We start from the raw sequence: 22,507 nt of genomic DNA, 5'->3' as shown, positions 1-22,507 counted from the left end.
CTACTTCTGGCAGCTGGGGCACCAGTAAAGTTTGCGGTTCTGCATTTCCGCGAGCATGATGGGCGTCCCGCAGGTGCGACACGGCTCACCTGCGCGACCGTACACCCAGTGGCGGTCCTCTCGATGCCGCAGGGCGCGCTCGTAGGCTTCACCTTCGAGGCCGTCGATCGTCATCATCTGGCCGACTTCAACGCCGATGCGCAGGAGCTTCCACCAGTCCGCCCACATTTCGCGCAGCGTATCCGTGGTGACCAATTTGCCCGGCGTATACGGGTCGAGGCCCGCCCGATAGAGCATTTCCGCCCGGTAAATATTGCCGATTCCGGCCACCACCGACTGATCCATCAGCAGTTGGCCAATCGGTGTCGCCCGCCGCTGAACCTTCTCGATGAATGCGCGCTCGCCATCGTCATAGTCGACGATCAACGGGTCGGGACCCAAGCGGTCAAGGACCTTATTCACCCCCGACTGTTCCAGCACTTCGCAGGCAGTCGGCCCGCGCAGGTCACCGCAGGTGGTCGCAGTCAACAGCCGCAAGCGCACGGCGCCGACAGGTTCGGGAGGCCACTGGTCGGCGACATCGCTTTCGGACTCCTGTTCCGCCATCCGCACACGCGCCAGCCGCGGTGCACCGATAGAGGTGAGCGAGTTTTCACCGCGAGAGTCCTCGACCGTGGGACGGGAGTATTCCCCCGTCTGTCCAAGGGTGGAGTGCACCTGTCCGGTAAAGTCCCAGGCACCGTAAATGCCGAGATGCACCCGCAACCAAAAGTCACCTTCAAAACGCGCGAACATGTGCTTGCCGACGGCAAAGCACTCATCCATCACCCGTCCGGTCAGCACCGCGGCACCGTCCGAGAACCGTCCCTGCGGACTGGAAGCCTCGCAGATCTGGCCAACGAAATTCGTTTGGAATTGACGGGCGATGCGGTGTACGGAATGCCCTTCAGGCATCCCTACTTGTCCTCGGAGCTCACCGCGGTCGCCAGCTGCACGGGCACCTGCGCACCCGAAGCGGCCAGCACATCCTTACCGGCAATCTTCTCGGTGCGCTCGTACTCGGCCAGCTGGGAAATGCGGCGGACGTGGCGTTCATCACCGGGGAACGGTTCGGCAATGAACAGGTCAATGAAGCGAATAGCTTCGGTCACATCGTGCTGCCGGGCACCGATGGAAATCACATTGGCATTGTTGTGTTCGCGCGCGAGCGTTGCGGTGGCGTCATTCCACACCAGCGCGGCACGGACACCCGCCACCTTGTTGGCGGCAATTTGCTCGCCGTTACCGGAGCCGCCGAAGACAACCCCGAGCGACTCGGTGCCAGCAGCCCAGTCATTCGCTACGGCCTGCGCCGCGTTAATGCAGAACGAGGGGTAGTCGTCAACCGGGTCGTATTCCTGAGGGCCGTGGTCAATGACCTCGTGGCCGGCAGCGGCGAGGTGCTCCTGCAGCTGCTGCGAGAATTCCAGACCTGCGTGGTCAGTGGCGATGTGGATGCGCATTAGTTGAACTCCGGTCCGCGCGTGCGACTGCGCTTTAGCTCGAAAAAGCCATCGTAACCGGCCGCCGCGACGACGCCGTCGAAGAGCTGCAACGCCATGTCACCCTTGGGTGCGGGAGAAATAACCGGGCCGAAGAACGCGACACCGTTGACCGCAATAATCGGGGTACCAACATCCTGGCCGACACGTCCGATGCCGTCATCGTGTGACTCACGCAACTGCGCGTCAAACTCACCAGCATCCGCACGAGTCAGATAGGACTCGTCAATTCCGGCAGCCGCCATGGCTTCCTCCAGCACGCCTTCTTCCTTGGCCCGCTTTTCCGGGTGGTTGCGAGTGCCGATCTCGTCGTAAAAGGCTTTTACTTTGTCATTGCCGAGTTCCGCGATAACACCGGCGGCAACTTTGCAGGCACGCAGCGAACGCTGGTGGGATGCGCGGTGAGCGTCATCCATCTCGCGGTTTTCGTTAAGGATTGCGAGCGACATGATGTGCCATTCGACCTCGACATTGTCGCGAAGTGTAGCCACCTCATCAACCCAGCGGGAAGTCATCCAAGCCCAGGGGCAGGCGGGATCAAACCAGAAATCGACCTTAGTCACGGTGTTTTCAGCCATGAACACCAGGCTAGCGCGTTTAAATCGACTCCCGCCAAGCACGGTGCAGCTGCGCGAAGCGTCCACCGGCCGCGATCAATTCCGCAGGAGTACCGTCCTCCACCACTCGGCCGTCGTGCATCACGAGCACCCGGTCAGCGACCATCACGGTGGCCAGTCGGTGCGCGATGATCAGCGCGGTCCGGTCACCGAGGAGGGTGGTGAGCCCGTCCTGCACCGCGCGTTCGCTGGGCTGGTCAAGCGAACTGGTCGCTTCATCCAGGATGAGCACCCGCGGGTCGGCAAGAAAGGCGCGCGCAAAGGACACCAGTTGGCGTTGCCCCGCCGAAAGCCGACCGCCGCGGGTCTGCACATCGGTGTCGTACCCCTGCGGCAGCCTGCGGATGAACGCATCCGCACCGATGGTGCGAGCGGCCGCCTCGATTTCTTCCCGCGTCGCGTTGGGGCGACCAATGGCGATATTTTCGGCAATCGTGCCGGAGAACAGGTACGACTCTTGCGTCACCATCACCACCGCGTCCCGCAGCGACTGACTTGTCAGCGAGCGCAGGTCAACACCGTCGAGGGTGATCTGCCCGTCAGTGACGTCATAGAACCTCGCGACGAGCTTGGCGACGGTGGATTTGCCCGCGCCGGTCTGCCCCACCAGTGCGATGGTCTGCCCGCCCGGGATGCGCAGCTCAAGCGGGTGCAGCACGGTCGGCCCGGTCGCGGAATATTTGAAGCTCGCCCCGTGGAATTCCAGGGTCCCGCCCACACCACCGAGTTCCGATTCCGCTGGTAAGGCAACCGGATGCGCGGGCTCACGAATCGTGGGTTCCTCGGCCAGCAGCGAAGCAATCTTCTCAAGTGCGGCCACCGCCGACTGCAGCGAGTTGTAGAAACTCGCGATCATATCGATGGGCTGGAAGAAGCGACGCGTGTACAACACTAGCGCGAGCAGCACACCAACATCTAACTGTCCCGACAGCACCCGCCAACCACCGACGACGAGCACAATGGCGACAATCAGGTTGCCGAGAACTTTCAAGGAGGGCTGGTAGATACCGAAGATGCGAATCGAGCGCAGCGCCGCATTCTTATAGTCAAGGCCCACCGCCGCAAACCGCTCGTCGTTTTCGGTTTCGCGCCGGAAACCCTGCACCGCACGGATCCCTCCCATGGTCTCCACAAAGTCGACCGTGAGCCGAGCCGAGTGGGTGCGAATATCCCGGTAGGCCTCTGCAGACTTTCGTTGGAACCAGCGGGTGAGAAATACCCCGGGGATGAGCATCAACAGCATCAGCAAGCCGGTTACCCAGTCCATCGACAGGATGGCGATTGCGGTGAACACCATCAGCAGCGGTGCGCCGACGATGACGTCGAGCCCGGTCTGCAACAGTTCCCGCAGGGATTCGGTGTCATTGGTCTGACGGGAGATCACCCGGCCAGAGGTGTATCGCTCGTGGAAACCCAGACTTAACCGCTGCGTGTGACTGAAGATCCTTCGCCGCAGTCCGTACAGCACTTTTTGTCCCGCGAGGGTGGTGAGCCAAGTTCCAAGATAGGTGGTGATAGCTCGGAGCACTGCCGTGGCGAGGTAGGCGATGCCTGCGAGAATCGCGAGGGATGCATCCCCGTCGATGAGGTCGGGAAGCGCGGTGTCGATCGCCCAGGCGATCAGCGCCGGGCCCACGACCGTCGCGAGCTGTTGAATCACGATGAAAACGGCGGCACTCGAGAACTGCCACTTCACCGGTCGCATAATCTCGGCAAGCAGCCCGAAGGATCGTTTGCGGCGTTCTTGATCACTAAGCTGATCGGCCGCAAGGCCGGTGTCCTCCACACCATCGAGCTGACCCCGGCGGTGCTGACCCTGGCTGGGCTGTCCCTGGCTATTCATCGGTGGCGGCCCACCGGGGCGACTAAAGGTCATTGCTCGCGCCTCCTCGCAGGTCACGCTTCCCGTGATTCGTCGATTCCTCGCCGGGGTCGGCTGCTGAAATGCCGGTGATTTCGATCGCACCGGTTTGATCCGCAAGGCGTTCCACATCGAGCCGTTCGCTCTGGAGATCCGCCATGACGAAGCGGTAGCGAGGGTCGGATTGCATCAGGCTGGCGTGCGTGCCCACCGCCACGATTCGGCCGTCGTCGAGGAGCGCGACGCGGTCCGCGAGCGCCACGGTGGAGGTGCGGTGTGCCACCACCAGGGTGGTGGTGCCGCGAAGCACTTCACGCAGACGCTCGGTCACCCGTTCCTCGGTGGCGGTATCCAGTGCCGAGAGCGGATCGTCCAACAGCAGAATTTTCGGTCGGACGGCAATTGCGCGGGCGAGCGCAATGCGCTGTCGTTGCCCGCCGGAGAGTGAAAGCCCCTGCTCGCCGATTCTGGTGTCAAGCCCCTCGGGGAGGTCGTAGGTGAACCCAGCATCGGCGGTGCGCAGCGCGAGATCGAGCAGTGCCTCGGCCTCGGTGTCGCTGAGTTCGGGGTCGGCACCGAGGAGCACGTTTTCTCGCACCGAACCGGAAAAGAGCGTGGCATCCTCAAACGCCATGGCGGTTGCCGCACGAAGTTGAGCAAGCGGTAGCGCTCGCACGTCCTGCCCGTCGACGAGCACCGTCCCCGCGGTGGCGTCATACAGGCGCGGCACAAGTTGCAGCAGCGTTGACTTCCCTGAGCCAGTCACGCCGACGATCGCGAGGGTCTCACCCCGGCGCACATCGAGAGTGATATCGCGAAGCGTCTCGCTGCCCTCGGGCGCATCCTGATAGCGGAAGGCCACCCCGCGAAACGACAGGTCTCCCTTAGCATCCGCCGCGATAAACGGCGCGGGGTGCTCGGGCTCGACGATCGTGGGCTTTTCGTTGGCGACTTCGTCGTGGCGGTTGAGCACGGCGATGGCCGCGGCCGCATTGCCAAGTTGTTGTCCGAGCATCGTGACGGGGCCGGTGAGAATCATCGCCGTCGCGAAAAATGCGGAGAGCCCGCCGACGGTGATTTGACCGTCCGCGACATGGAAGAGTCCCACCAACAGGGCCACACCGAGTGCAAGTTCGGGAAGGAGCAGCAGCAGCGAATCGAAGGTGGCGCTCAGCCTGCCCTTGCGGACTTCGGTGTTGCGCACGGTGTCGGCGAGTTCCGAATACTGTTCGAGGGCGTCATCGGCACGGCCGAAAGCTTTGATGACGCGGATGCCGTGGACCGATTGCTCAACATTCGTGGCGAGGTCGCCAGCCTGATCTTGGCTCAAGCGCGAAATCCGTTGGAAGCGTAAGGAGAACTGCCACACCATCACCACCAACGGCAATGCCCCACAGAAATAAATCAACGACAGAATCCCCGCGGATCCCCACATCAGCACGATGCCCGCGACAATCGTCACGACGTCCGTGAAGAGCATGATCAGGCCGAAGCCGAGCCAGCGGCGCAGGAAATTGAGGTCAGTCATCGTGCGCGATAGCAACTGGCCGGATTCCCATGCGTCGTGGAAGGCCAGTGGCAGCCGCTGCAGGTGGGAGAACAGGCGGATGCGCATGCCATATTCGACGCCGGCCGCCGGTTCGATCGTGAAAGTGCGGCGAAGGTAGAGGAAGGCCGCTTCGAGTAGGCCCAGGGCGGCCACGATCACACCAGCCAATAGCACCACGGTCATCGCAGCTCCGCCGGCGATCACGTCGTTCACGAGCCAGGACAGCACCTGCGGCATGGCGAGCGCCGTGAGCGTCGCCGCCATCGCGGTGAGCATCCCGAACAGCACTCGAATGCGAATTGGATAGACAAGTGTCCACACCCGGCGAAGCGAATTGACCACGCCACACTCCCCCCTTCGGATGCGCGCTGTGCCGCTGGTGCGCACGCGCGTTCTCTCCGATCAGCCAGAATACGCCCCCGCGTGAACTGCTGGCAGCGTTGCGACGGCTCGCGGCCGCGTTCCACAAACCCCATGTCGCTTGGAGATCTAGGGTCCTTGCGCACTATGCTCGCGAGAGTTGCCGCACATTCTGCGCGGCTTTGATTCAAGACAGGAGCAGCATGCCGGGAGAGAATCTGACCCGCGCCGAAGCACAGGAGCGCAGCGGCCTTATTGCGGTCGACCACTACGACATCAAGCTCGATCTGACGGTGTCCGAAGAGATCTTCCGCTGCATCACAACGGTTACGTTCTCCGCCACTGCAGGTGCGAGCACGTTTATTGACGCCATTGCGAGCGAGGTTCACGCGGTCACCCTCAACGGCCGCGAGCTCGACCCGGCTGAGGTCTATGCCGACTCGCGCATCCACCTGCCCGGTCTCGAAGCCACAAACACCCTCGTGATCGACGCCAATATGTTCTTCATGAACACCGGAGAGGGTCTGCACCGTTTTGTGGACCCAGCCGATGGCGAGGTGTACCTCTACTCGCAGTTTGAGGTGCCCGACGCCCGCCGCATGTACCCGTGCTTCGAACAGCCGGATCTGAAGGCGACCTTCGCGTTCACAGTCACCGCACCGAAGCACTGGCAGGTCGTTTCGAACCAGCCCACTCCCGAGCCGCAACCGGTTGACGAGACGTCTGCCACCTGGGCCTTCCCTGCGACCCCGCGGATCTCCACCTACATCACCGCTCTTGTTGCCGGGCCGTACGTGGAATACCGCGACGAGCTCACCTCGATCGATGGCCGGACCATACCCCTCGGCGTGTTTGTGCGTTCCTCGCTCGCGCAATACATGGACCCAGAAAACATCTTCACGACCACCAAACAGGGCTTCGAATATTTCGAATCGCACTTCGGCGTGCCCTATCCCTTCGAGAAGTACGATCAGCTCTTCGTCCCCGAATACAACATGGGCGCAATGGAGAACGCGGGCTGCGTAACCTTCACCGAAAACTACGTATTCCGTTCACGCGTACCGGATGCCGTCCGCGAGCGTCGCGTGGTGACGATCCTGCACGAGCTCGGTCACATGTGGTTCGGCGACCTCGTCACCATGCGCTGGTGGAACGATCTGTGGCTCAACGAGTCCTTCGCCGAGTTCATCTCGACGATCGCGACCGCCGAGGCCACCGAGTGGCAGAACAACTGGGTCACCTTCCTCGCAAGTGAAAAGACCTGGGCATACCGGCAGGACCAGTTGCCCTCGACCCACCCGATCGTCGCCGAGATCCGTGACCTCGACGATGTGCTCGTAAACTTCGACGGCATCACCTACGCCAAGGGCGGCTCGGTGCTCAAGCAGCTGTTCTTCTGGGTGGGCCGCGAGGCCTTCTTCAAGGGCGTCGGCGAGTACTTCAAGAAGCACGCCTGGGGCAACACCGAGCTGAACGATCTACTCAGCGAACTCGAGGCCGCCTCCGGTCGCGATCTGCAGGACTGGTCGGCCAAGTGGCTGCAGACTGCGGGCGTGAACACGCTCCGCCCCGTCTTCGAGGTGGATGCAGAGGGTCGTTTCACCTCCTTCGGCATCAGCCAGTCGGCCCCGCAGGACTACCCCACCCTGCGCCCGCACCGTCTCGCGGTCGGCATCTACGCGCTGGATGATTCCGAGCAGCTGGTGCGCGTGCACAAGGTGGAGCTCGACGTGGACGGTGAATTCACCGAGGTACCGGAACTGGTTGGCCAGCTGCGCGGAGACCTCATTCTGCTCAACGACGAGGACCTCGCCTACGCGAAGATCCGCCTCGATGAACAGTCGCTCGAGACCGCGAAGCGTCACGCGAGCCGCATCACTGACCCGCTGGCCCGCGGCCTCGTGCTCGGCAGCATCTGGGATGCCACCCGTGACGGAGAGTTCCGCGCCCGCGATTTCGTTCGACTGTTGCTCGAGCACATTGCGCCCGAGACCGAGTCGACCACTCGTCGACAGCTGCTGGGCCAGCTCACGACCACCGCGAACCGCTATGTCTGCGATGAGGATCGCGACGAGGTGCTCGACGTGGTTGCTGATGAGTTGCTCGTCCTCGCGACCGAGGCGGAACACGGGTCGGATGCGCAGTTCGCGTTTGTGCGTACCTTCGCGGAATTCGCGCGCACCGATGTGCAGTTACAGGCAGTGTCAGACCTGTTCACGGGCACTCGCACACTGCCGGGCCTTGACATCGACACCGACCTCGGTTGGGAGCTGTTGTTCTCGCTCGTCTCGGGTGGCCGCGCCGGTGAGGCGGAGATTGCCGCTCGTCTCGAAGAGGACCGCACCTCCGACGGCGAGCGCTCGGCAGCCCATGCCCGAGCCGCGATCCCCACCGCCGCAGGCAAGCAGGCCGCCTGGGATTCGGTGTGGACCACCGCGGGCGCCGCGAATGAAATTGTGCGCGCGACCTTCGCAGGGTTCTGGAAGACCCACGACACCGATCTGCTGAAGCCCTTCATTGCGCCGTACTTCGACGGTCTGCTCTCGATTTGGGAGTCTCGCAGCTTCCACATTGCGGAGTACCTCGTCGAGGGCTTCTTCCCCCGCGCGATTGTCTCGCAAGAGGTTGTGGATGCGGCCTCGGCCTGGCTCGAGCAGCACCAGGATGCGCCGGATGCCCTGCGCCGGCTCATCGCCGAGGGTCTCGACGACACGGCTCGCGCGCTCTACGTCAAACAGCGCGACGCCGACCAGAGCTAACCCCTCTTTAGCTCCCTGAGTAGCGCAGCGTATCGAAGGGCGGCCCTGAGTAGCGCAGCGTATCGAAGGGGAACAAGAAGCGCGTATCGAAATCGCCTACTTATCAGGCACTTCGATACGCGCTACTCAGTGAGCGTATTAGCTGAAGTTTCCGGCGAAGAGCACGCCGAATAGCAGCCAGGACAGCAGTAGACCCGCAACGAGGTTCATCACGGTCCCGGCAAAGAACACCAGGATCGGCTTCCAGCCGGCTTCCTTGAGCGCTCCGAATCGGAACTCAAGCCCGATCGACACGAACGCCACTGTGAAGAACATGGTTTGCAGCGACTTCGCGGCATTCACTCCGCTATCGAGCCAGGCGCCATCCGCCAAGGCTGCCGGGAAGATCGCCGCGAGTGTGGAGACGAGGACCGAGGCGAAGAGGAAGCCGAACACGAACTTCGGAAAGCGCTGCCAGACCTGTCCCCAGCCGGCCTTCGCGACAACCTTGCTGCTGACTGCATCCGCCGGACGGTCAACTTTGAGGGTGAAGTAGATCGAAAGCGCCACCGCGACGAAACCAATCAGCGCGTTCTGGATCATTTTGACCACCGAGGCGTACTGCAACACCTCTTCGCTGGCCATCGCGCCGGCCGCCGTCACGGCGGCGGTGGTGTCGATATTCCCGCCAATCCAGGCACCGGTGACCACTGGCGAGAGCCCCATTACTTGCGCAAGCCACGGCAACAGGAAGATCGCTGGCAAGGCGAACACGATCACCAGACCCGCGACATAGGCGAGTTGCTCTTTCTTTGCGTGCACCGCGCCAGCGGCAGCAACCGCCGCGGAGACGCCACAGATGGAAAGCGCCGTAGCGAGCAGTGCCCGTAGGTGCGGGGCAAGACCGACGATTCCCGCGAACCACCACGTGAAGAAGAACACCACGGTGATCAGCAGCAGTGCTTGGATGACCGCGGGCAGGCCGAGATCGAGAATGACATTCACGTTTACCGTGGTGCCAAGCAGCACCAGGCCGATCTTGATAAAGAACTCGGTGCGAAAGCCTGCCGACATCCTGTCGCGCACCTTCGCCAGGGACAGGATGCCGTTGAAGGCAAAGCCGATCGCGATGGCGTACACGGGGAACTCCACCGATTTCGCGAGGGGTCCGAACCAGGTCTCGGCCGTCCAGTCGGGCATATTCGAAGTGAGAACCTGCACGACGATCGCGAGTGCGACGACGAGCAGCAGGCCAGCGACCGTCCACCACCCTGCGCCGCCTTCTTGCGGTTTGGTGGTGGCGCCTGCGGATTCGGTTTGCGATTGTGGTGCCACTAGAACCACCCGCCGATGTTCGGAACTACGCCTGCCAGGCACAGCAGTACGAGTGCCGTACCGACGATCGTGGCCCACCAGTCCTCATTGAGCGAAAACTTGCCGTGCGAGTCTGGAGCTTCTACTTCATGGGGCGGGATATCGACGAAATCGCCATCTCGCGCGTTCGAGTGAGACATATGCATCCTCAAAATCAGCGGGTAGGGAGTCCGGCCACCGATTCGCGCCTCAGTTACAAGGAATATTGGTGACCCAACAAGTTGGCATTGTAACCACGCTAAGCATCCCACAAGTAAACGGGGAAGAACCAGCTTCCACTCGGTCGGTATCAATACACTCGACGGCGCTATGCAGGAATTTTTCGATACCGTGGCCGAGTTTCTCGGTCCTTTTCTCCCCATCCTCCAGGTCGCCCTCGTGCTCATTGGCGCCTGGCTCGTCAGTCGCATCCTCGCCTGGATCATTAATCGCTCCGTGGGCCAAATCGTCGAGGGTGTCAAGAAGAAGCGTGGCGTTGCCGACACGCAGATGCTCGCGCTCAAGTCCCCCCTCGCGTCCGTTCGTACCGTGCAGCGCACCCGCACCATCGGCCAGGTGCTGACCAATATCCTCAAGGTGATCATCTGGGTCGTCGCGTTTATGTGGAGCATTGGCATCATCAGCCCGAGCTTCCTGTCGTCGCTCACGGTGCTTTCGGCGGCGATCGGTGCGGGTCTCGGTTTCGGTGCGCAGAAGATCGTCGGCGATGTGCTCAACGGCCTCTTTATGGTGATTGAGGACCAGATCGGTGTCGGTGACGAGGTCGACATGGAATATGCCAGTGGTGTGGTGGAAGCCGTGGGCGTCCGGGTCACCCAGGTGCGCGATGTGTACGGGCAGCTCTGGTATGTCCGAAACGGTGAAATCCAGCGCGTGGGGAATAACTCGCAGGGTTGGAACCGCGCCATCATCGACCTGGCAATCCCCTTCGATAGCGACCGAGATAAGGCCCAGCGCACCATGCTGCAGGCAGCGAAGGAACTCGCGGAGGACCCAGACTGGATGCTCAAGCTCCTTGAAGAGCCGAGCATTTGGGGCTTGCAGACGCTCTCCAAGGAGGCGATCATTGTGCGTCTCGCGGTGAAGACCACGCCGGGCGACCGCTGGAGCGTCGAGCGCGAAATGCGCGCGCGCATCCAGGATGCGCTCAAGCGCGAGCATATCGACCTACCGGCGATGAACACCATCGTCTTTGATGGCCCAAACGGTATCGACATCCGCCAGACCACCGGCATCGACGGCAAGATCGACGAGCAGCGCCGTGTCGACGAAGGCGAGGCCTAAGGTAGAGGCATGACTGATTCCTCCGCGCTGACCGTGTATGACGAGGTCGGTGGCATGGACACGTTTGAGGAACTCGTTCGACGGTTCTATGACGATGTCCAGACCGATGCCGTGCTCTGGCCGATGTATCCCCAAGACGACCTCGAGGGTGCAATCTGGCGGTTGAGCCGTTTCCTCGGTCAGTACTGGGGCGGCCCGAGCACCTACTCGGAGCAGCGCGGTCACCCGCGGTTACGGATGCGCCACGTCCCCTTCCACGTGAACCCGGATGCGCGTGATCGTTGGCTACGGCACATGACCGCGGCCGTGAAGTCCATGGAATTCCCGCCGATTGTGCGCACGCAGATGCTCGCGTATTTCGATCGTGCCGCCACTGCGATGGTCAACACCTTCGAACCCACGCCCGGCCGGGCCTAGCTACAACATCGCAAGTTCCAGAATCGTAGGTACTTTGTCTCGTCGTTCACGGCTGGGGATCAGCATCCTCGGTCTCATAGCCATTGCGCTGCTCGCGCTGAACCTGCGCACACCGGTTTCAAGCTTCTCCCCGATCGTCTCATTCGTAGAAGCGTCCTTCCCGCTGCCTGGCCTCGCGCTGGGTGTGATTGGGATGCTCCCACCGCTGTGTTTCGCCGCCGCCGGTTTTATCGCCCGCCCGCTCACGCGGAAGTTCTCGCTCGAGGGCATCATCATCGTGAGCCTGGCGCTCGCCACGTGCGGGTTCGCGATCCGTGCACTGGCGATGGATGCGTGGGGCATCACCCTCGGGACGGCACTCGCGCTGGCTGCCCTCGGCACGGGAAATATCCTGATGCCGCCGATTGTCAAAGCGCGATTCCCGAAAAAGATCGGAATCGTCACGTCGATGTATATCGTCATCATTGCGATCTCGGCATCTGCCCCGCCGCTACTTGCCGCGCAGGTCGCGATGGATCAAGGCTGGCGCTATTCGCTCGCGATCTGGGGTGCCCTAGCTGTGGTCGCGATGGTGCCGTGGATCACGCTGTGGTTCACAGACCGCAATGCCGGCTACGCATCCCCCGCCGAAACCGCCGCCATCACGGTGGTCGATTCGAATAGCCAACCGAGCGATGCTTCGCCATTCCGCTCCCGCACTGCCTGGGCGATCATGATGCTCTTTTCGGTGTGCTCGCTGAATTCCTATTCGGTATTTGCGTGGCTCCCGCAGATCCTCGTCGAATTCAATGGCCTCTCGCAGACCACAGCCAATCTGCAGCTAAGTTGGTTCGCGCTCGTCGGCATCCCGGTGGGTTTCATTTCGCCGCTCATTGCGGCTCGCGGCACCTGGGTGCGTCCGGCCGCGTTCATCGGCCTAGCGTGTTTCGTCCTCGGCTATTTGCTCATCCTGCTGGTGCCCGGGTTACAGAGTTTTTGGGCCGTGACCCTGATCGGTGCGGGACAGTTGCTGTTCTCGATGTCGCTTGGGCTTGTCGGAGTGAAAGCCGCCACAGTCCTCGGTGCCGCACGGCTCAGCAGCTTTGTGCAGGGCCTCGGATACATGCTCGCCGCGGGCGGCCCCTTCATCGTGTCGATGGTGTACGCCGCCACCGGCGACTGGGTGCTACCGCTGTGGTTCTTGATCGGCACCTGCGTGGTCGCGTTACCCGCCGCCTATCTCATCGGGCGCCCGAATGACTATGAGCAGGTCACGGTTCCGCGTGCAGCTGGCCCTGATCAATAAACACCGTCCGGTCGGCGATCGTGCGCGCTTCCTCGAGATCGTGGGTTACGTGCACCGCACTCGAACCAGTCTGGGTGAGGATGCGCCGCAGATCCTTCGCGAGGCGTTCGCGTAGCTCGCGGTCGAGGGCCGAGAGCGGCTCATCCAAGAGCAGCAGCTGCGGTTTCGTGGCTAGCGAGCGGGCAAGCGCCACCCGCTGCGCCTGCCCGCCCGAGAGGGTTTGCACCGCCCGCTCACCGAAGCCCGCGAGTCCCACGAGCTCTAGCATCGCATCCACCCGCTCGGCAATAGCCGACTTCGACCAACCCGCCGCCTCAAGTCCATAGGCGACATTGCGGCGCACGTTTCGATGCGGGAAGAGCTGGCCGTCTTGGAAGACCATCCCGCAATTGCGTTTGTGCGTGGGAACACCGTTCATCAGCTGGCCGCGCATCCAGATCTCCCCCGCAGTCTGCGACTCGAGCCCGGCGATGCCACGCAGCAGCGTTGATTTTCCCGAACCCGAGGGGCCCAACAGTGCCACCACTTCGCCGTCTGCCACGCGCAGGTTGGCGTCTTTAATCCACTCGTATTCGTCTTCGAACGCGATCCCCACCGAACGCAATTCGAGCGCTGGGGCAGTCAGTTTCGGGTCTACCATCCGGTTACCTCTCCGGCGCCACGCGGGCGCAGTTTCTCGCACACGGTCATCACGAGGGCCGTGACGGCGGCGAGGAGCACTGCGGCGGCGAGCGCCATTCCATAATTATCCGCGCCGGGGCGTGAAAGCAGCCGCACAATGAGCACCGGCAGTGTCACATAGTCGGGTCGGGCGAGGAAGCTGGTCGCGCCAAACTCCCCGAGCGATACCGCGAAGGCGAACCCGGCGGCAAGGCCGAGTCCGCGCGCAAGGAACGGTCCATCGACTGTGAGCAGGATGCGCGAGGGGGATGCCCCGAGGGTCGCGGCGGCTTCCCGCAGCCGCGGGTCAATTGCGCGAAGTACCGGCACGAGCGAGCGCACCACGAGCGGCAGCGCCACCACGGCCTGTGCGAGCGGCACGAGCAGCCCTGACATCGCTAATTGCGGCACCGTCGCTTGGAGCGAGACGATGAACCCGAATCCGACCGTCACCGCGGAGACCCCGAGCGGGAGCATCACGGCGCCATCAATCAGCCGTTGGGCGCGCTGAAAGCGTCGACTGCGGGTGCGCCGCGAGAGTACCAGCGCGAGGGGCACCGCAATTACGAGCGCAATCACGGTCGCATCGAGCGCGATTTTGAGGGAGTGCTCGAGCGCCTGGATGACGGTGGCACCACCCGAGAATCCCGAGCCACTGGTCGTCAGCAGCGCGTAGTTCGCGAGGCTCCACTCCCCGCCGCGCTGCAGGGAGCGCAGCACCAGTGCCAGTAGCGGCGCGATGATCAGCGTGGCAATGGTCACGAAAGTCACGACGGCTGGCCACAGATCGCCCCGGCCGAGCCGCGCATCCTTCGCCTCACCGAGCTTGAGCGAGGTTTCGGTACCGCGGCGAGCGCGATTGGAGACCACTACTGCGATCAGCACGATGATGAACTGCAGGATTGAAAGCACCGCGGCGCCCGGCAGGTTCAGGAACACCCGAGTTTGCAGATAGATTTCGGTCTCGAGCGTGCCGTAGCCGGGCTGCCCGAGGGTAATCACGATGCCGAACGCGGTTGAGCAATACAAAAAGACCAGGCTCGCAGCCGAGGCGATAGCTGGGCCAAGCTGCGGCAGCGTCACGGTGCGGAATGCTCGCAGCGGGGATGCGCCGAGAGAACGGGCCGCTTCCGGCATGCGCGGGTCGAGGCTCGCCCAGAGGGTCCCGACCTGACGAACCACGATCGAGTAGTTGAAGAAGATCATCGCGAGGATGACCGCGGTGGTGGTGCCGTCGAGGCCGAGGAAACCCAGCGGGCCGCGGTCGGCTAATAGCGCGCGGAACGCGACGCCCACCACCACGGTGGGCAGCACGAAGGGCACGGTCGCGATGCCGCGCAGAATCCCCCGGCCCGGGAACCGACAGCGATAGAGGATGTATGCGCCCGGGATACCGAGGATCACCGAGCCCAGCGTTCCGGCAACGGCCATCCACAGGGTTTGCGCGACAATCCGCCAGGTGCGCGTCTCGCCGAGGACCTCGCCGAAGATCGCGAGGCTGAGGCTGCCATCCTGAACGAAGCCGCGCGTAATAATCGCGCCGACCGGCCACACAAAGAAGATCGCGAGGAAGGCGAGCGGCACTGCGGCCGCCGCCGTCCAAGCGATCTTTCCGAGCGCGCCGGTCGCGCGCGTGGTGGTCTGCAACTGCTGTGCCAGCGAGGTTAGTTGCTGTGGTTTTCGAAGAGCTCGGTCCAGTCAGCGATCCATGTGTCGCGGTTCTGCGCGACCTGCGCGAGGTCCGGCTGAATCGGGTTTTCGACGAGCGTCGCGTGCTGTGCCCAGGTTTCGGGGAGCGCGATTTCCGAGTCCACCGGGTACATGTACATGTTTTCGGCCACACCCGACTGGAAGTCTTCGCCCAGCAGGAAGTCAATAAACGCTTGCGCGCCTTCGGGGTTGGCCGCGCCTTCCACGACGGCTGCGTACTCCACCTGCGGGGTGCAGCTTGCCTCGAGCACGCCAGTCTGGCCGTCAGCCTCGGCAGGCGAGGATGAGTAGCTCAGCACGAGCGGGTAGTCGCCCTGGCCTTCGGCGCCCGAGAAGTCAACGAAATAAGCATCCGACCAACCGGAGACAACCTTGGTGCCGCCCTCGAGCAGTGACTGCCAGTAGCTCTGCCAGTCATCGCCCTGTTCGGTCACGGTTGCGACGAGGAAGGCCAGACCCGGCGAGGAGGTTGCGGGGTTCATGGTTACCAGCAGGGATGCATACTCGGGCTTCGTGAGGTCATCCAGCGTGGTCGGTTCGGCCACGCCGTTTTCTTCGAACCAGGCGTGGTCGATGTTGACGCAGACCTGGCCCTGGTCGATCGGGGTGAAGGTACCCTCGATTGCGAGGTCCGTGGCGGATTCCGGCAGGTTCGGTGAGGTGTAGCTCGCGAGCACGCCGGCGTCGAGCAGGGTTTGCGTGGAGTAGTTTTCGATGCCGTAGACGCCGTCGACGGTGGGGGCATCGCCGGAGAGAATCAGCTGGTTGGTGATCACGCCCGCATCCCCGGGAGCGGTGGTTTGCAGCGTGTACCCGCTCTGTTCTTCAAAGGCGGCGATCTGCTCATCGGTGATCACGAAGGAATCGTGGGTCAGGATGGTCACCGTGCCGCCGGCGCTTTCGGTGCTGCCGGTGCTGTCGACTTGATCCACTGCCGAGCAGCCGGTCATGGTGAGCGCTGCCGCGGCGATCGTTGCGGTCATGGTGATGCGACGTTTCATCTGTCCTCCATAGGGTATGGAGGGCTTGCATCGCTTGGGCGATACAAGGAGAGAATCTCGACTTCCTTCGCCGGTGCTAACCGGGCAGGTTCGAGGGTCTGCGGCTGCGCGCACTCTCAGCGCCGGTGGGCGCTCCCCTGTCGTGAGTCACCAGCTTAGCAATGAATGACTCGGGCCCCGGCATGCGCAGGTTTGCTGCACATGTCGGGGCCCGAGTATGGGGTTGCCTTGGGGCTTAGACGACGCCCTGGGCGATCATCGCTTCAACGACCTTCGTGAAGCCGGCGATGTTGGCGCCGAGCACGTAGTCGTTTGGTGCACCGTAGTCGGCTGCTGTGGCACGGCAGCGCTCGTGTACCGACACCATGATCTCGTCGAGACGAGCTTCGGTGTATTCGAAGGACCAGGAGTCACGCGAAGCGTTCTGCTGCATTTCGAGGGCGCTGGTGGCGACACCGCCGGAGTTCACGGCCTTTGCTGGGCCGAAGAGTACCGAGTCGGTCTCGCGCAGGAGCGTTGCGGCATCCGCGGTACAGGGCATGTTCGCACCTTCGGCGACAACCTGCACACCGTTCTTGATGAGCGCCTGAGCCGACTCGAGGTCGAGTTCGTTCTCGGTGGCACAGGGTAGGGCAACGTCGACGGGGATCTGCCACACGTCGGCGAGCTTCTCGTGGAATTCCACGCGGTTGCTGCGACGGTCGGCGTACTCGCGGATGCGACCGCGCTCTTCGAGCTTGACCTGCTTGAGGAGGTCCAGGTCGATTCCATCGGGGTCGTAGATGACACCCGAGGAGTCGGATGCGGTGACGACCTTCGCACCGAGCTGCTGAGCCTTCTCGATGGCGTAGATCGCGACGTTGCCCGAGCCTGAGACCGACACGGTCTTGTCTTCGAAGGACTCGTTGCGCGTGCCATACATTTCGCGGGCAAAGAAGATGGTGCCGTAACCGGTTGCCTCCGGGCGAACCAGCGAGCCACCCCAGGACAGGCCCTTACCGGTGAGGACACCGGCTTCGAAGCGGTTCTGGATGCGCTTGTACTGCCCGAAGAGGTAGCCGATTTCGCGGGTGCCGACACCGATGTCACCGGCGGGAACATCGGTGTACTCACCGATGTGGCGCGAGAGCTCAGTCATGAAGGATTGGCAGAAGGTCATGATGTCGCGGTCCGAGCGACCGCGGGGGTCGAAGTCCGAGCCACCCTTACCGCCACCGATCGGTAGACCGGTGAGGGCGTTCTTGAAGATCTGCTCGAAGCCGAGGAACTTCACGATGCTGAGGTTCACCGTCGGGTGGAACCGCAGACCGCCCTTGTAGGGGCCGAGCGCAGAGTTGTATTCCACGCGGAAGCCGCGGTTGATGTTGACCTTGCCCTCAGAGTCGATCCAGGGCACTCGGAAGATAATCTGACGCTCGGGCTCCGCGAGGCGGTGCACGATGTCCTGATCCAGGTACTCGGGGTGGCGCTCAAGAACGGGAGCCAGCGAGTCGAGAACTTCCGCGACTGCCTGCTGGAATTCCGGTTCTCCGGAGTTGCGGGCAAAGATTTCACGCTTCAGGTTCTCAATAGTCGAGTGCATTGAAGTCACAGGAGGGATTTCCTTTCTGGGCCGTTGTGTTCAGCCACCGAATTGAATAGTAGTCCGCATCATGAGAAGTTCGCACCTTTTTTGCGATCTATCGTCGACGAATCAGAACTTGCCCTGCGGGGAAGGCGATGCGCCACCACCCTGGCGCTTCAGAAAGTTGCCCGGTCTCGCCGGATTTCAGGAAGCCGAGCGCATGCGCGGCGAATGCTGCCCCGGCGGGTGGAAGAGGCGTAGGTGCAATGGCATGGTCGCTCGGGGAAGTTATGGAAGGGGCCTTCTTACGCGCCATTTCCGGCAGCGCGCGAGTCCACGTGTTGGTGCGAATTTCTTCGGCGAGGAGTTGTCCCAGCCCGCCTCCGGCCCGCTCCCCCACTTCGGCGATGCCGTCTTCGGCAACGTGGATGAGGATGTCGCTCGAGAGTTCCGCGGTGGGCTGCCACCCCGACAGCGGCGGAGTCACACCCGTCCACGACTCGTGAGGTCGTTCAACGGGCAGCGCGAGACGAAGTGCCTCCTGCTCGCTGTTCGGTGTGCGCGCGAGACGATCGAGCATTCCCCGCATTGGCACGAGGATATCGACGCGGTCGCCCACGAAATCATCGGCCTCGGTGCTTTCAATCCGCGCAGGGATGCCGCGAACCCCGACTACGAGTGGCGAATCGGTGAGGAGCCCCGCCGGGCGCAATACCGGTACCCAGCAGGCAACCCCGCCGGGTACTTCCTGGAGGCGCAGACCGGAGTCTTCGATGCGGCCCGCTCTGCCGAGGAAGGTGGCGAGATCCTCGCGAACCTGCGGGTTCGCAAGCGTGAGCATGGCGGGCATGGCTAGTCTCGCCGCTGTCGATCGACGCGCATCCGCGAGGGCGCGCCGAGGAATGGTTGCCAGGCAGCGCGTTCGGATTCACTGACGCGACGGGGCCTACCGGTTGCGGTGTCAACAAAGACGATGGTCGTGCGTGCGAGCGTGTGCAGGATCCGTTTAGGTGAGTTCACGGGATTCCACACCTCATAGGAGACCTCGACCGAGGCGGCAGCTATCTCGCTGAGCCAGATTTGGATATCGAGGGGCTCGTGGCCGTATGGAATCGGGACTTTATATTCGGCCTCTTGCCGTGAGATCAGCGTATTCGTCGCCGAATTCGCCTGTGCGTCCACCACGGCCATTGGCCGCTGGGGGCTGGGATCATCCGGGTGAACCTTCCAAAATGCAATCGTGCGTGCTTCTTCGAGCAGCGTCAGCATCGTGGCGTTGTTCACGTGGTTATAGGCGTCGAGATCGCGCCAACGAACCGGCATCGATACGTGGTAACGACGCTCGCCATCTTTTTCCCCGGAGACCCAGCCCACCTGCATTAGTCGCGCGTGAGCTTTCGGTAGGTCACTCGCGAAGGCTTCGCAGCTTCCGGCCCAAGACGCTCAATCTTGTTCGCCTCGTAGCCTTCGAAGTTACCCTCGTACCAGTACCAGTTCGAGGGGTTCTCATCGGTGCCCTCGTAGGCGAGGATGTGGGTGGCCACGCGGTCGAGGAACCAACGGTCGTGGGTAATCACCACGGCGCAACCGGGGAATTCCAGCAGCGCGTTCTCGAGGCTCGAAAGGGTCTCAACGTCGAGGTCGTTAGTCGGCTCGTCAAGGAGCAGCAGGTTGCCGCCCTGCTTCAGCGTCAGTGCGAGGTTGAGACGGTTGCGCTCACCACCGGAGAGTACGCCCGACTTCTTCTGCTGGTCCGGTCCCTTGAACCCGAAGGAGGAAACGTAGGCGCGCGAGGGGATCTCCACCTTGCCGACCTGGATGTAGTCCAAACCGTCGGAGACAACTTCCCAGACGTTCTTCTCCGGGTCGATACCGGCGCGGCTCTGGTCGACGTAGGACAGTTCGACCGTCTCACCGATCTTCAGATCGCCGCCGTCGAGTTCCTCAATGCCCACGATGGTCTTGAAGAGGGTGGATTTACCCACACCGTTCGGACCAATGATGCCGACGATGCCGTTGCGCGGCAGCGAGAAGGAGAGGTTGTCGAAGAGGACGCGGTCCCCGAATCCCTTTTTGATGTTGCTGGCCTCCAGCACGATACTGCCGAGGCGCGGCCCCGGTGGGATCTGGATCTCTTCGAAGTCAAGCTTCCGAGTGCGCTCTGCTTCCGCAGCCATCTCCTCGTAGCGGGCCAGACGGGCCTTCGACTTCGCCTGACGACCCTTGGTGTTCGAGCGAACCCACTCGAGTTCTTCCTTGAGTCGCTTCTGCAGCTTGGCATCCTTCTTACCCTGCACTTCGAGACGCTGTGCCTTGGTCTCCAGGTAGGTAGAGTAGTTGCCTTCGTACGGGTAGAGGCGACCGCGGTCGACCTCAGCGATCCACTGTGCGACGTGGTCGAGGAAGTACCGGTCGTGGGTGATCGCAATGACTGCGCCGGGGTACTTCTGCAGGTGCTGCTCGAGCCACAACACACTCTCGGCGTCAAGGTGGTTGGTGGGCTCGTCAAGGAGCAGCAGGTCGGGCTTTTCGAGCAGCAGCTTGCACAGCGCCACGCGGCGACGCTCACCACCGGAGAGGTTCGTGACCGGCTCGTCGGCGGGCGGGCAGCGCAGTGCATCCATCGCCTGTTCGAGCTGCGAGTCGAGGTCCCAAGCATCGGCCGCGTCGATGGCGGTCTGCAGGGTGCCCATTTCTTCCATCAGCGCATCGAAGTCGGCATCCGGATCGGCCATGGCGGCGGAGATCTCGTTGAAGCGGTCGAGCTTGCCCTTGATCTCAGCAACACCCTCTTCAACGTTCTCGCGAACGGTCTTTTCCTCGTTCAGCGGCGGCTCCTGCAGCAGGATGCCCACGGAGAACCCCGGGGTGAGGGTTGCGTCACCGTTAGACGGGGTGTCGAGTCCAGCCATGATTTTGAGGATGGTCGACTTACCGGCACCGTTCGGGCCAACCATACCGATCTTGGCGCCGGGGAAGAACGACATCGTCACGTCGTCGAGGATGAGCTTGTCGCCCACCTTCTTTCGGGCACGGACCATTTGGTAGATGTACTCAGCCATAACTTCCAGTCTTTGAGCCCAGTCCGGGCGAGTGGATAAAGCAATGTGGCCCTAACGCGGGCCTGCCCAGACTTTACCAGTCGATCTCTTGGTTCTTACCGATGAGGCAGGTATCGGTACTCTTCATCGGCTCCGCAACCATCGATGCGTATCCGTGGGTGCCGGTCTGGCCAATGAGGCACATATTGTCGGGCATTTTTACCGAAACAACGACGAAGGCGGCGTCCAAATCCACGGCCGTCTTATCGGGAGTGACTTCCATCTGCGACTTGTCAAAACCGGCCTCGGTGAGAGCATTGACCATTTCATGCGAACCCGCCTCCGGATTAGCATCGAGCAGATCCTGCAAGGTCTTGTCGAAGTAGGCCTTATTCTCTTCGGCACCACCGTCGGGCACGAAAATTGCTTCCGGAGTCGGAGTTGCTGCGGTGGTTGCCCCATCGGTGGGCCCGGGCCTCGAATCGCCGTCGAACAGGGAGCAGGCTGTCAGTGACATTCCGGCAACCGCGATCATGGCGACGGCGGAGAGTGTTCGAACCAGACGCACCGGCTTCCCTTCGTTTGCAGACACAACTTGCAAATCATAAGAGAAAGAAGTGATCGCAAGGCTGGATGTCTGCGCCGGGTGCTCAGCTTTGGCGAGACTTCGCTTGGCCGAGCACCCGGCGGTTGGGAAAACTTAGTGTGTCTTGGCACGATCACATTCCAAATTATGCGGCGTGCAATGGAATGCAGCGGCGGACGGATCAGTGAGTGGCCGCAAATACCTCCCCGGTCTCCTCGTCAACAGAGACGCCATCAACTTCCACGTCCTCTGGCAGGTAGCTTCGAGTTTCTTGCTCACCCGGATAGGGCGCGTCACTCGTCGATGACGGGGCACCCATCGCACTTGCAAGGGAGTCGTTCGATGGCGTGGGATCCTCCGCTGTGCCATTCGCCCCACCATTGGAGCGATCGCCAGAACCGAACTTTGCGGCGGTGGAGATCTGGAAGGCCAGGTCGTGCCCAATGGTGTTGGCAATGATTTCGACTTGCGTGCCCTGTGACCCGTCTTCGCGGGCGTAGGTGCGAATCCGCAGCTTGCCACTCACAATGACTCGCTGCCCCTTCGCAACTGAAGCAATCGCATTGGCAGCGAGGCGACCGAAGCTGGTCACGCTGTACCAGTTCGTGTGGCTGTCCTCCCAACCCTGGCCATCGGCTGTGCGCCGCCGTTCGCTACAGGCAAGCCGGAAGGTGGTGCGGCTGAGTTGATCGCCGACCACCTTATGGTCTGGGTCGGTGCCGATCGTGCCGGTAACGGTAATGAAGTCAGTCATCGTTGGCTCCTTTCTCAGGAGTGTTGCTGTGTTCGCTAATGGGTGGTGCTCCGGCGAACCGCACCGTGCGTGATTTGCTGCCCGCCGGAGCCCGTCATCAGTTTGGGACCGCGCACAGATTTGCGCTCATCCCACCGGCTCACCTGTGAATATCTACGAATCCAC

20 protein-coding genes and 1 riboswitch are annotated in these 22,507 nt (G+C 62.4%); of the genes, 4 read left to right on the top strand and 16 right to left on the bottom strand.

From position 1 onward, the window contains the following. The 5 genes from F8O05_RS09805 to F8O05_RS09785 are packed head-to-tail and all read right to left on the bottom strand — an operon-like array spanning nucleotide 1 to nucleotide 5,910. Entirely contained in the window at nucleotides 1–954 is a 954-nt protein-coding gene (locus F8O05_RS09805) for an Fpg/Nei family DNA glycosylase (RefSeq protein ID WP_158052545.1), read from the bottom strand. A gap of 2 nt (nucleotides 955–956) precedes the next feature. Continuing rightward, a complete protein-coding gene (locus tag F8O05_RS09800) occupies nucleotides 957–1,502 on the bottom strand; it encodes a ribose-5-phosphate isomerase (protein WP_158052544.1) in 546 nt (181 codons plus the stop codon). Further along, a complete protein-coding gene (locus F8O05_RS09795) occupies nucleotides 1,502–2,119 on the bottom strand; it encodes a mycothiol-dependent nitroreductase Rv2466c family protein (RefSeq protein ID WP_158052543.1) in 618 nt (205 codons plus the stop codon). Before F8O05_RS09795 ends, F8O05_RS09800 begins: the two co-directional genes overlap by 1 nt. Before the next feature lie 19 nt (nucleotides 2,120–2,138). Beyond that, nucleotides 2,139–4,034 carry an ABC transporter ATP-binding protein gene (locus F8O05_RS09790; protein ID WP_225735835.1) on the bottom strand — a complete coding sequence of 632 codons (1,896 nt, stop codon included), beginning with the start codon at nucleotides 4,032–4,034 and terminating at the stop codon, nucleotides 2,139–2,141. Then, complete coding sequence (locus tag F8O05_RS09785; RefSeq protein ID WP_318655821.1) at nucleotides 4,024–5,910, bottom strand: ABC transporter ATP-binding protein; 1,887 nt, start codon at nucleotides 5,908–5,910, stop codon at nucleotides 4,024–4,026. Before F8O05_RS09785 ends, F8O05_RS09790 begins: the two co-directional genes overlap by 11 nt. 221 nt (nucleotides 5,911–6,131) lie before the next feature. Here F8O05_RS09785 and pepN point away from each other — a divergent pair, with 221 nt between their 5' ends. Further along, nucleotides 6,132–8,687 (top strand): aminopeptidase N, encoded by a 2,556-nt coding sequence (pepN, locus tag F8O05_RS09780; protein ID WP_158052542.1) that lies wholly within the window; start codon nucleotides 6,132–6,134, stop codon nucleotides 8,685–8,687. 138 nt (nucleotides 8,688–8,825) lie between these two features. Here pepN and F8O05_RS09775 read toward each other — a convergent pair whose 3' ends face one another. After that, on the bottom strand, nucleotides 8,826–10,001 hold the full coding sequence (locus tag F8O05_RS09775; RefSeq protein WP_158052541.1) for a YeiH family protein: 1,176 nt from the start codon (nucleotides 9,999–10,001) through the stop codon (nucleotides 8,826–8,828). Then, nucleotides 10,001–10,180 (bottom strand): hypothetical protein, encoded by a 180-nt coding sequence (locus F8O05_RS09770; RefSeq protein ID WP_158052540.1) that lies wholly within the window; start codon nucleotides 10,178–10,180, stop codon nucleotides 10,001–10,003. The genes F8O05_RS09775 and F8O05_RS09770 overlap by 1 nt, the downstream gene beginning before the upstream one ends. Nucleotides 10,181–10,349: 169 nt before the next feature. Here F8O05_RS09770 and F8O05_RS09765 point away from each other — a divergent pair, with 169 nt between their 5' ends. The 3 genes from F8O05_RS09765 to F8O05_RS09755 are packed head-to-tail and all read left to right on the top strand — an operon-like array spanning nucleotide 10,350 to nucleotide 13,026. Beyond that, complete coding sequence (locus tag F8O05_RS09765) at nucleotides 10,350–11,324, top strand: mechanosensitive ion channel family protein (RefSeq protein ID WP_158052539.1); 975 nt, start codon at nucleotides 10,350–10,352, stop codon at nucleotides 11,322–11,324. 9 nt (nucleotides 11,325–11,333) lie between these two features. Further along, nucleotides 11,334–11,741, top strand: coding sequence for a globin (locus F8O05_RS09760; protein ID WP_158052538.1), 408 nt, complete (start codon nucleotides 11,334–11,336; stop codon nucleotides 11,739–11,741). Between the two features lie 34 nt (nucleotides 11,742–11,775). After that, the gene (locus F8O05_RS09755) at nucleotides 11,776–13,026 is read left to right on the top strand and encodes an MFS transporter (protein WP_158052537.1); all 1,251 of its coding nucleotides are present in this window, start codon (nucleotides 11,776–11,778) and stop codon (nucleotides 13,024–13,026) included. Here F8O05_RS09755 and F8O05_RS09750 read toward each other — a convergent pair. The 9 genes from F8O05_RS09750 to F8O05_RS09710 all read right to left on the bottom strand — a co-directional run bounded on the left by F8O05_RS09750 (nucleotide 12,992) and on the right by F8O05_RS09710 (nucleotide 22,342). Then, nucleotides 12,992–13,666 (bottom strand): ABC transporter ATP-binding protein, encoded by a 675-nt coding sequence (locus tag F8O05_RS09750; protein WP_158052536.1) that lies wholly within the window; start codon nucleotides 13,664–13,666, stop codon nucleotides 12,992–12,994. The genes F8O05_RS09755 and F8O05_RS09750 overlap by 35 nt on opposite strands. Next, complete coding sequence (locus F8O05_RS09745) at nucleotides 13,660–15,333, bottom strand: ABC transporter permease (protein WP_225735834.1); 1,674 nt, start codon at nucleotides 15,331–15,333, stop codon at nucleotides 13,660–13,662. Before F8O05_RS09745 ends, F8O05_RS09750 begins: the two co-directional genes overlap by 7 nt. Before the next feature lie 17 nt (nucleotides 15,334–15,350). Continuing rightward, on the bottom strand, nucleotides 15,351–16,397 hold the full coding sequence (locus tag F8O05_RS09740; RefSeq protein ID WP_158052534.1) for a thiamine ABC transporter substrate-binding protein: 1,047 nt from the start codon (nucleotides 16,395–16,397) through the stop codon (nucleotides 15,351–15,353). A gap of 45 nt (nucleotides 16,398–16,442) precedes the next feature. Continuing rightward, nucleotides 16,443–16,546, bottom strand: a riboswitch (TPP riboswitch). Between the two features lie 86 nt (nucleotides 16,547–16,632). Next, nucleotides 16,633–17,979, bottom strand: a complete 1,347-nt coding sequence (gdhA, locus tag F8O05_RS09735) for an NADP-specific glutamate dehydrogenase (protein ID WP_158052580.1) — start codon at nucleotides 17,977–17,979, stop codon at nucleotides 16,633–16,635. Nucleotides 17,980–18,076: 97 nt separating this feature from the next. Further along, nucleotides 18,077–18,811 carry a hypothetical protein gene (locus tag F8O05_RS09730; protein WP_158052533.1) on the bottom strand — a complete coding sequence of 245 codons (735 nt, stop codon included), beginning with the start codon at nucleotides 18,809–18,811 and terminating at the stop codon, nucleotides 18,077–18,079. A 2-nt stretch (nucleotides 18,812–18,813) separates the two neighbouring features. Then, on the bottom strand, nucleotides 18,814–19,284 hold the full coding sequence (locus F8O05_RS09725; RefSeq protein WP_404811367.1) for an acyl-CoA thioesterase: 471 nt from the start codon (nucleotides 19,282–19,284) through the stop codon (nucleotides 18,814–18,816). Nucleotides 19,285–19,340: 56 nt separating this feature from the next. Further along, the gene (gene ettA / locus F8O05_RS09720) at nucleotides 19,341–21,023 is read right to left on the bottom strand and encodes an energy-dependent translational throttle protein EttA (protein WP_158052530.1); all 1,683 of its coding nucleotides are present in this window, start codon (nucleotides 21,021–21,023) and stop codon (nucleotides 19,341–19,343) included. Nucleotides 21,024–21,096: 73 nt separating this feature from the next. Next, a complete protein-coding gene (locus F8O05_RS09715; RefSeq protein ID WP_158052529.1) occupies nucleotides 21,097–21,594 on the bottom strand; it encodes a DUF6993 domain-containing protein in 498 nt (165 codons plus the stop codon). Between the two features lie 175 nt (nucleotides 21,595–21,769). Next, nucleotides 21,770–22,342, bottom strand: coding sequence for a single-stranded DNA-binding protein (locus tag F8O05_RS09710; protein ID WP_158052528.1), 573 nt, complete (start codon nucleotides 22,340–22,342; stop codon nucleotides 21,770–21,772). Between the last annotated feature and the right edge of the window lie 165 nt (nucleotides 22,343–22,507).

Source organism: Gulosibacter chungangensis (genome assembly GCF_008831155.1).
Lineage (GTDB): Bacteria > Actinomycetota > Actinomycetes > Actinomycetales > Microbacteriaceae > Gulosibacter > Gulosibacter chungangensis.
Note: the sequence above shows the minus strand (reverse complement) of the source record. Positions and strands in the feature narration are given on the sequence as shown.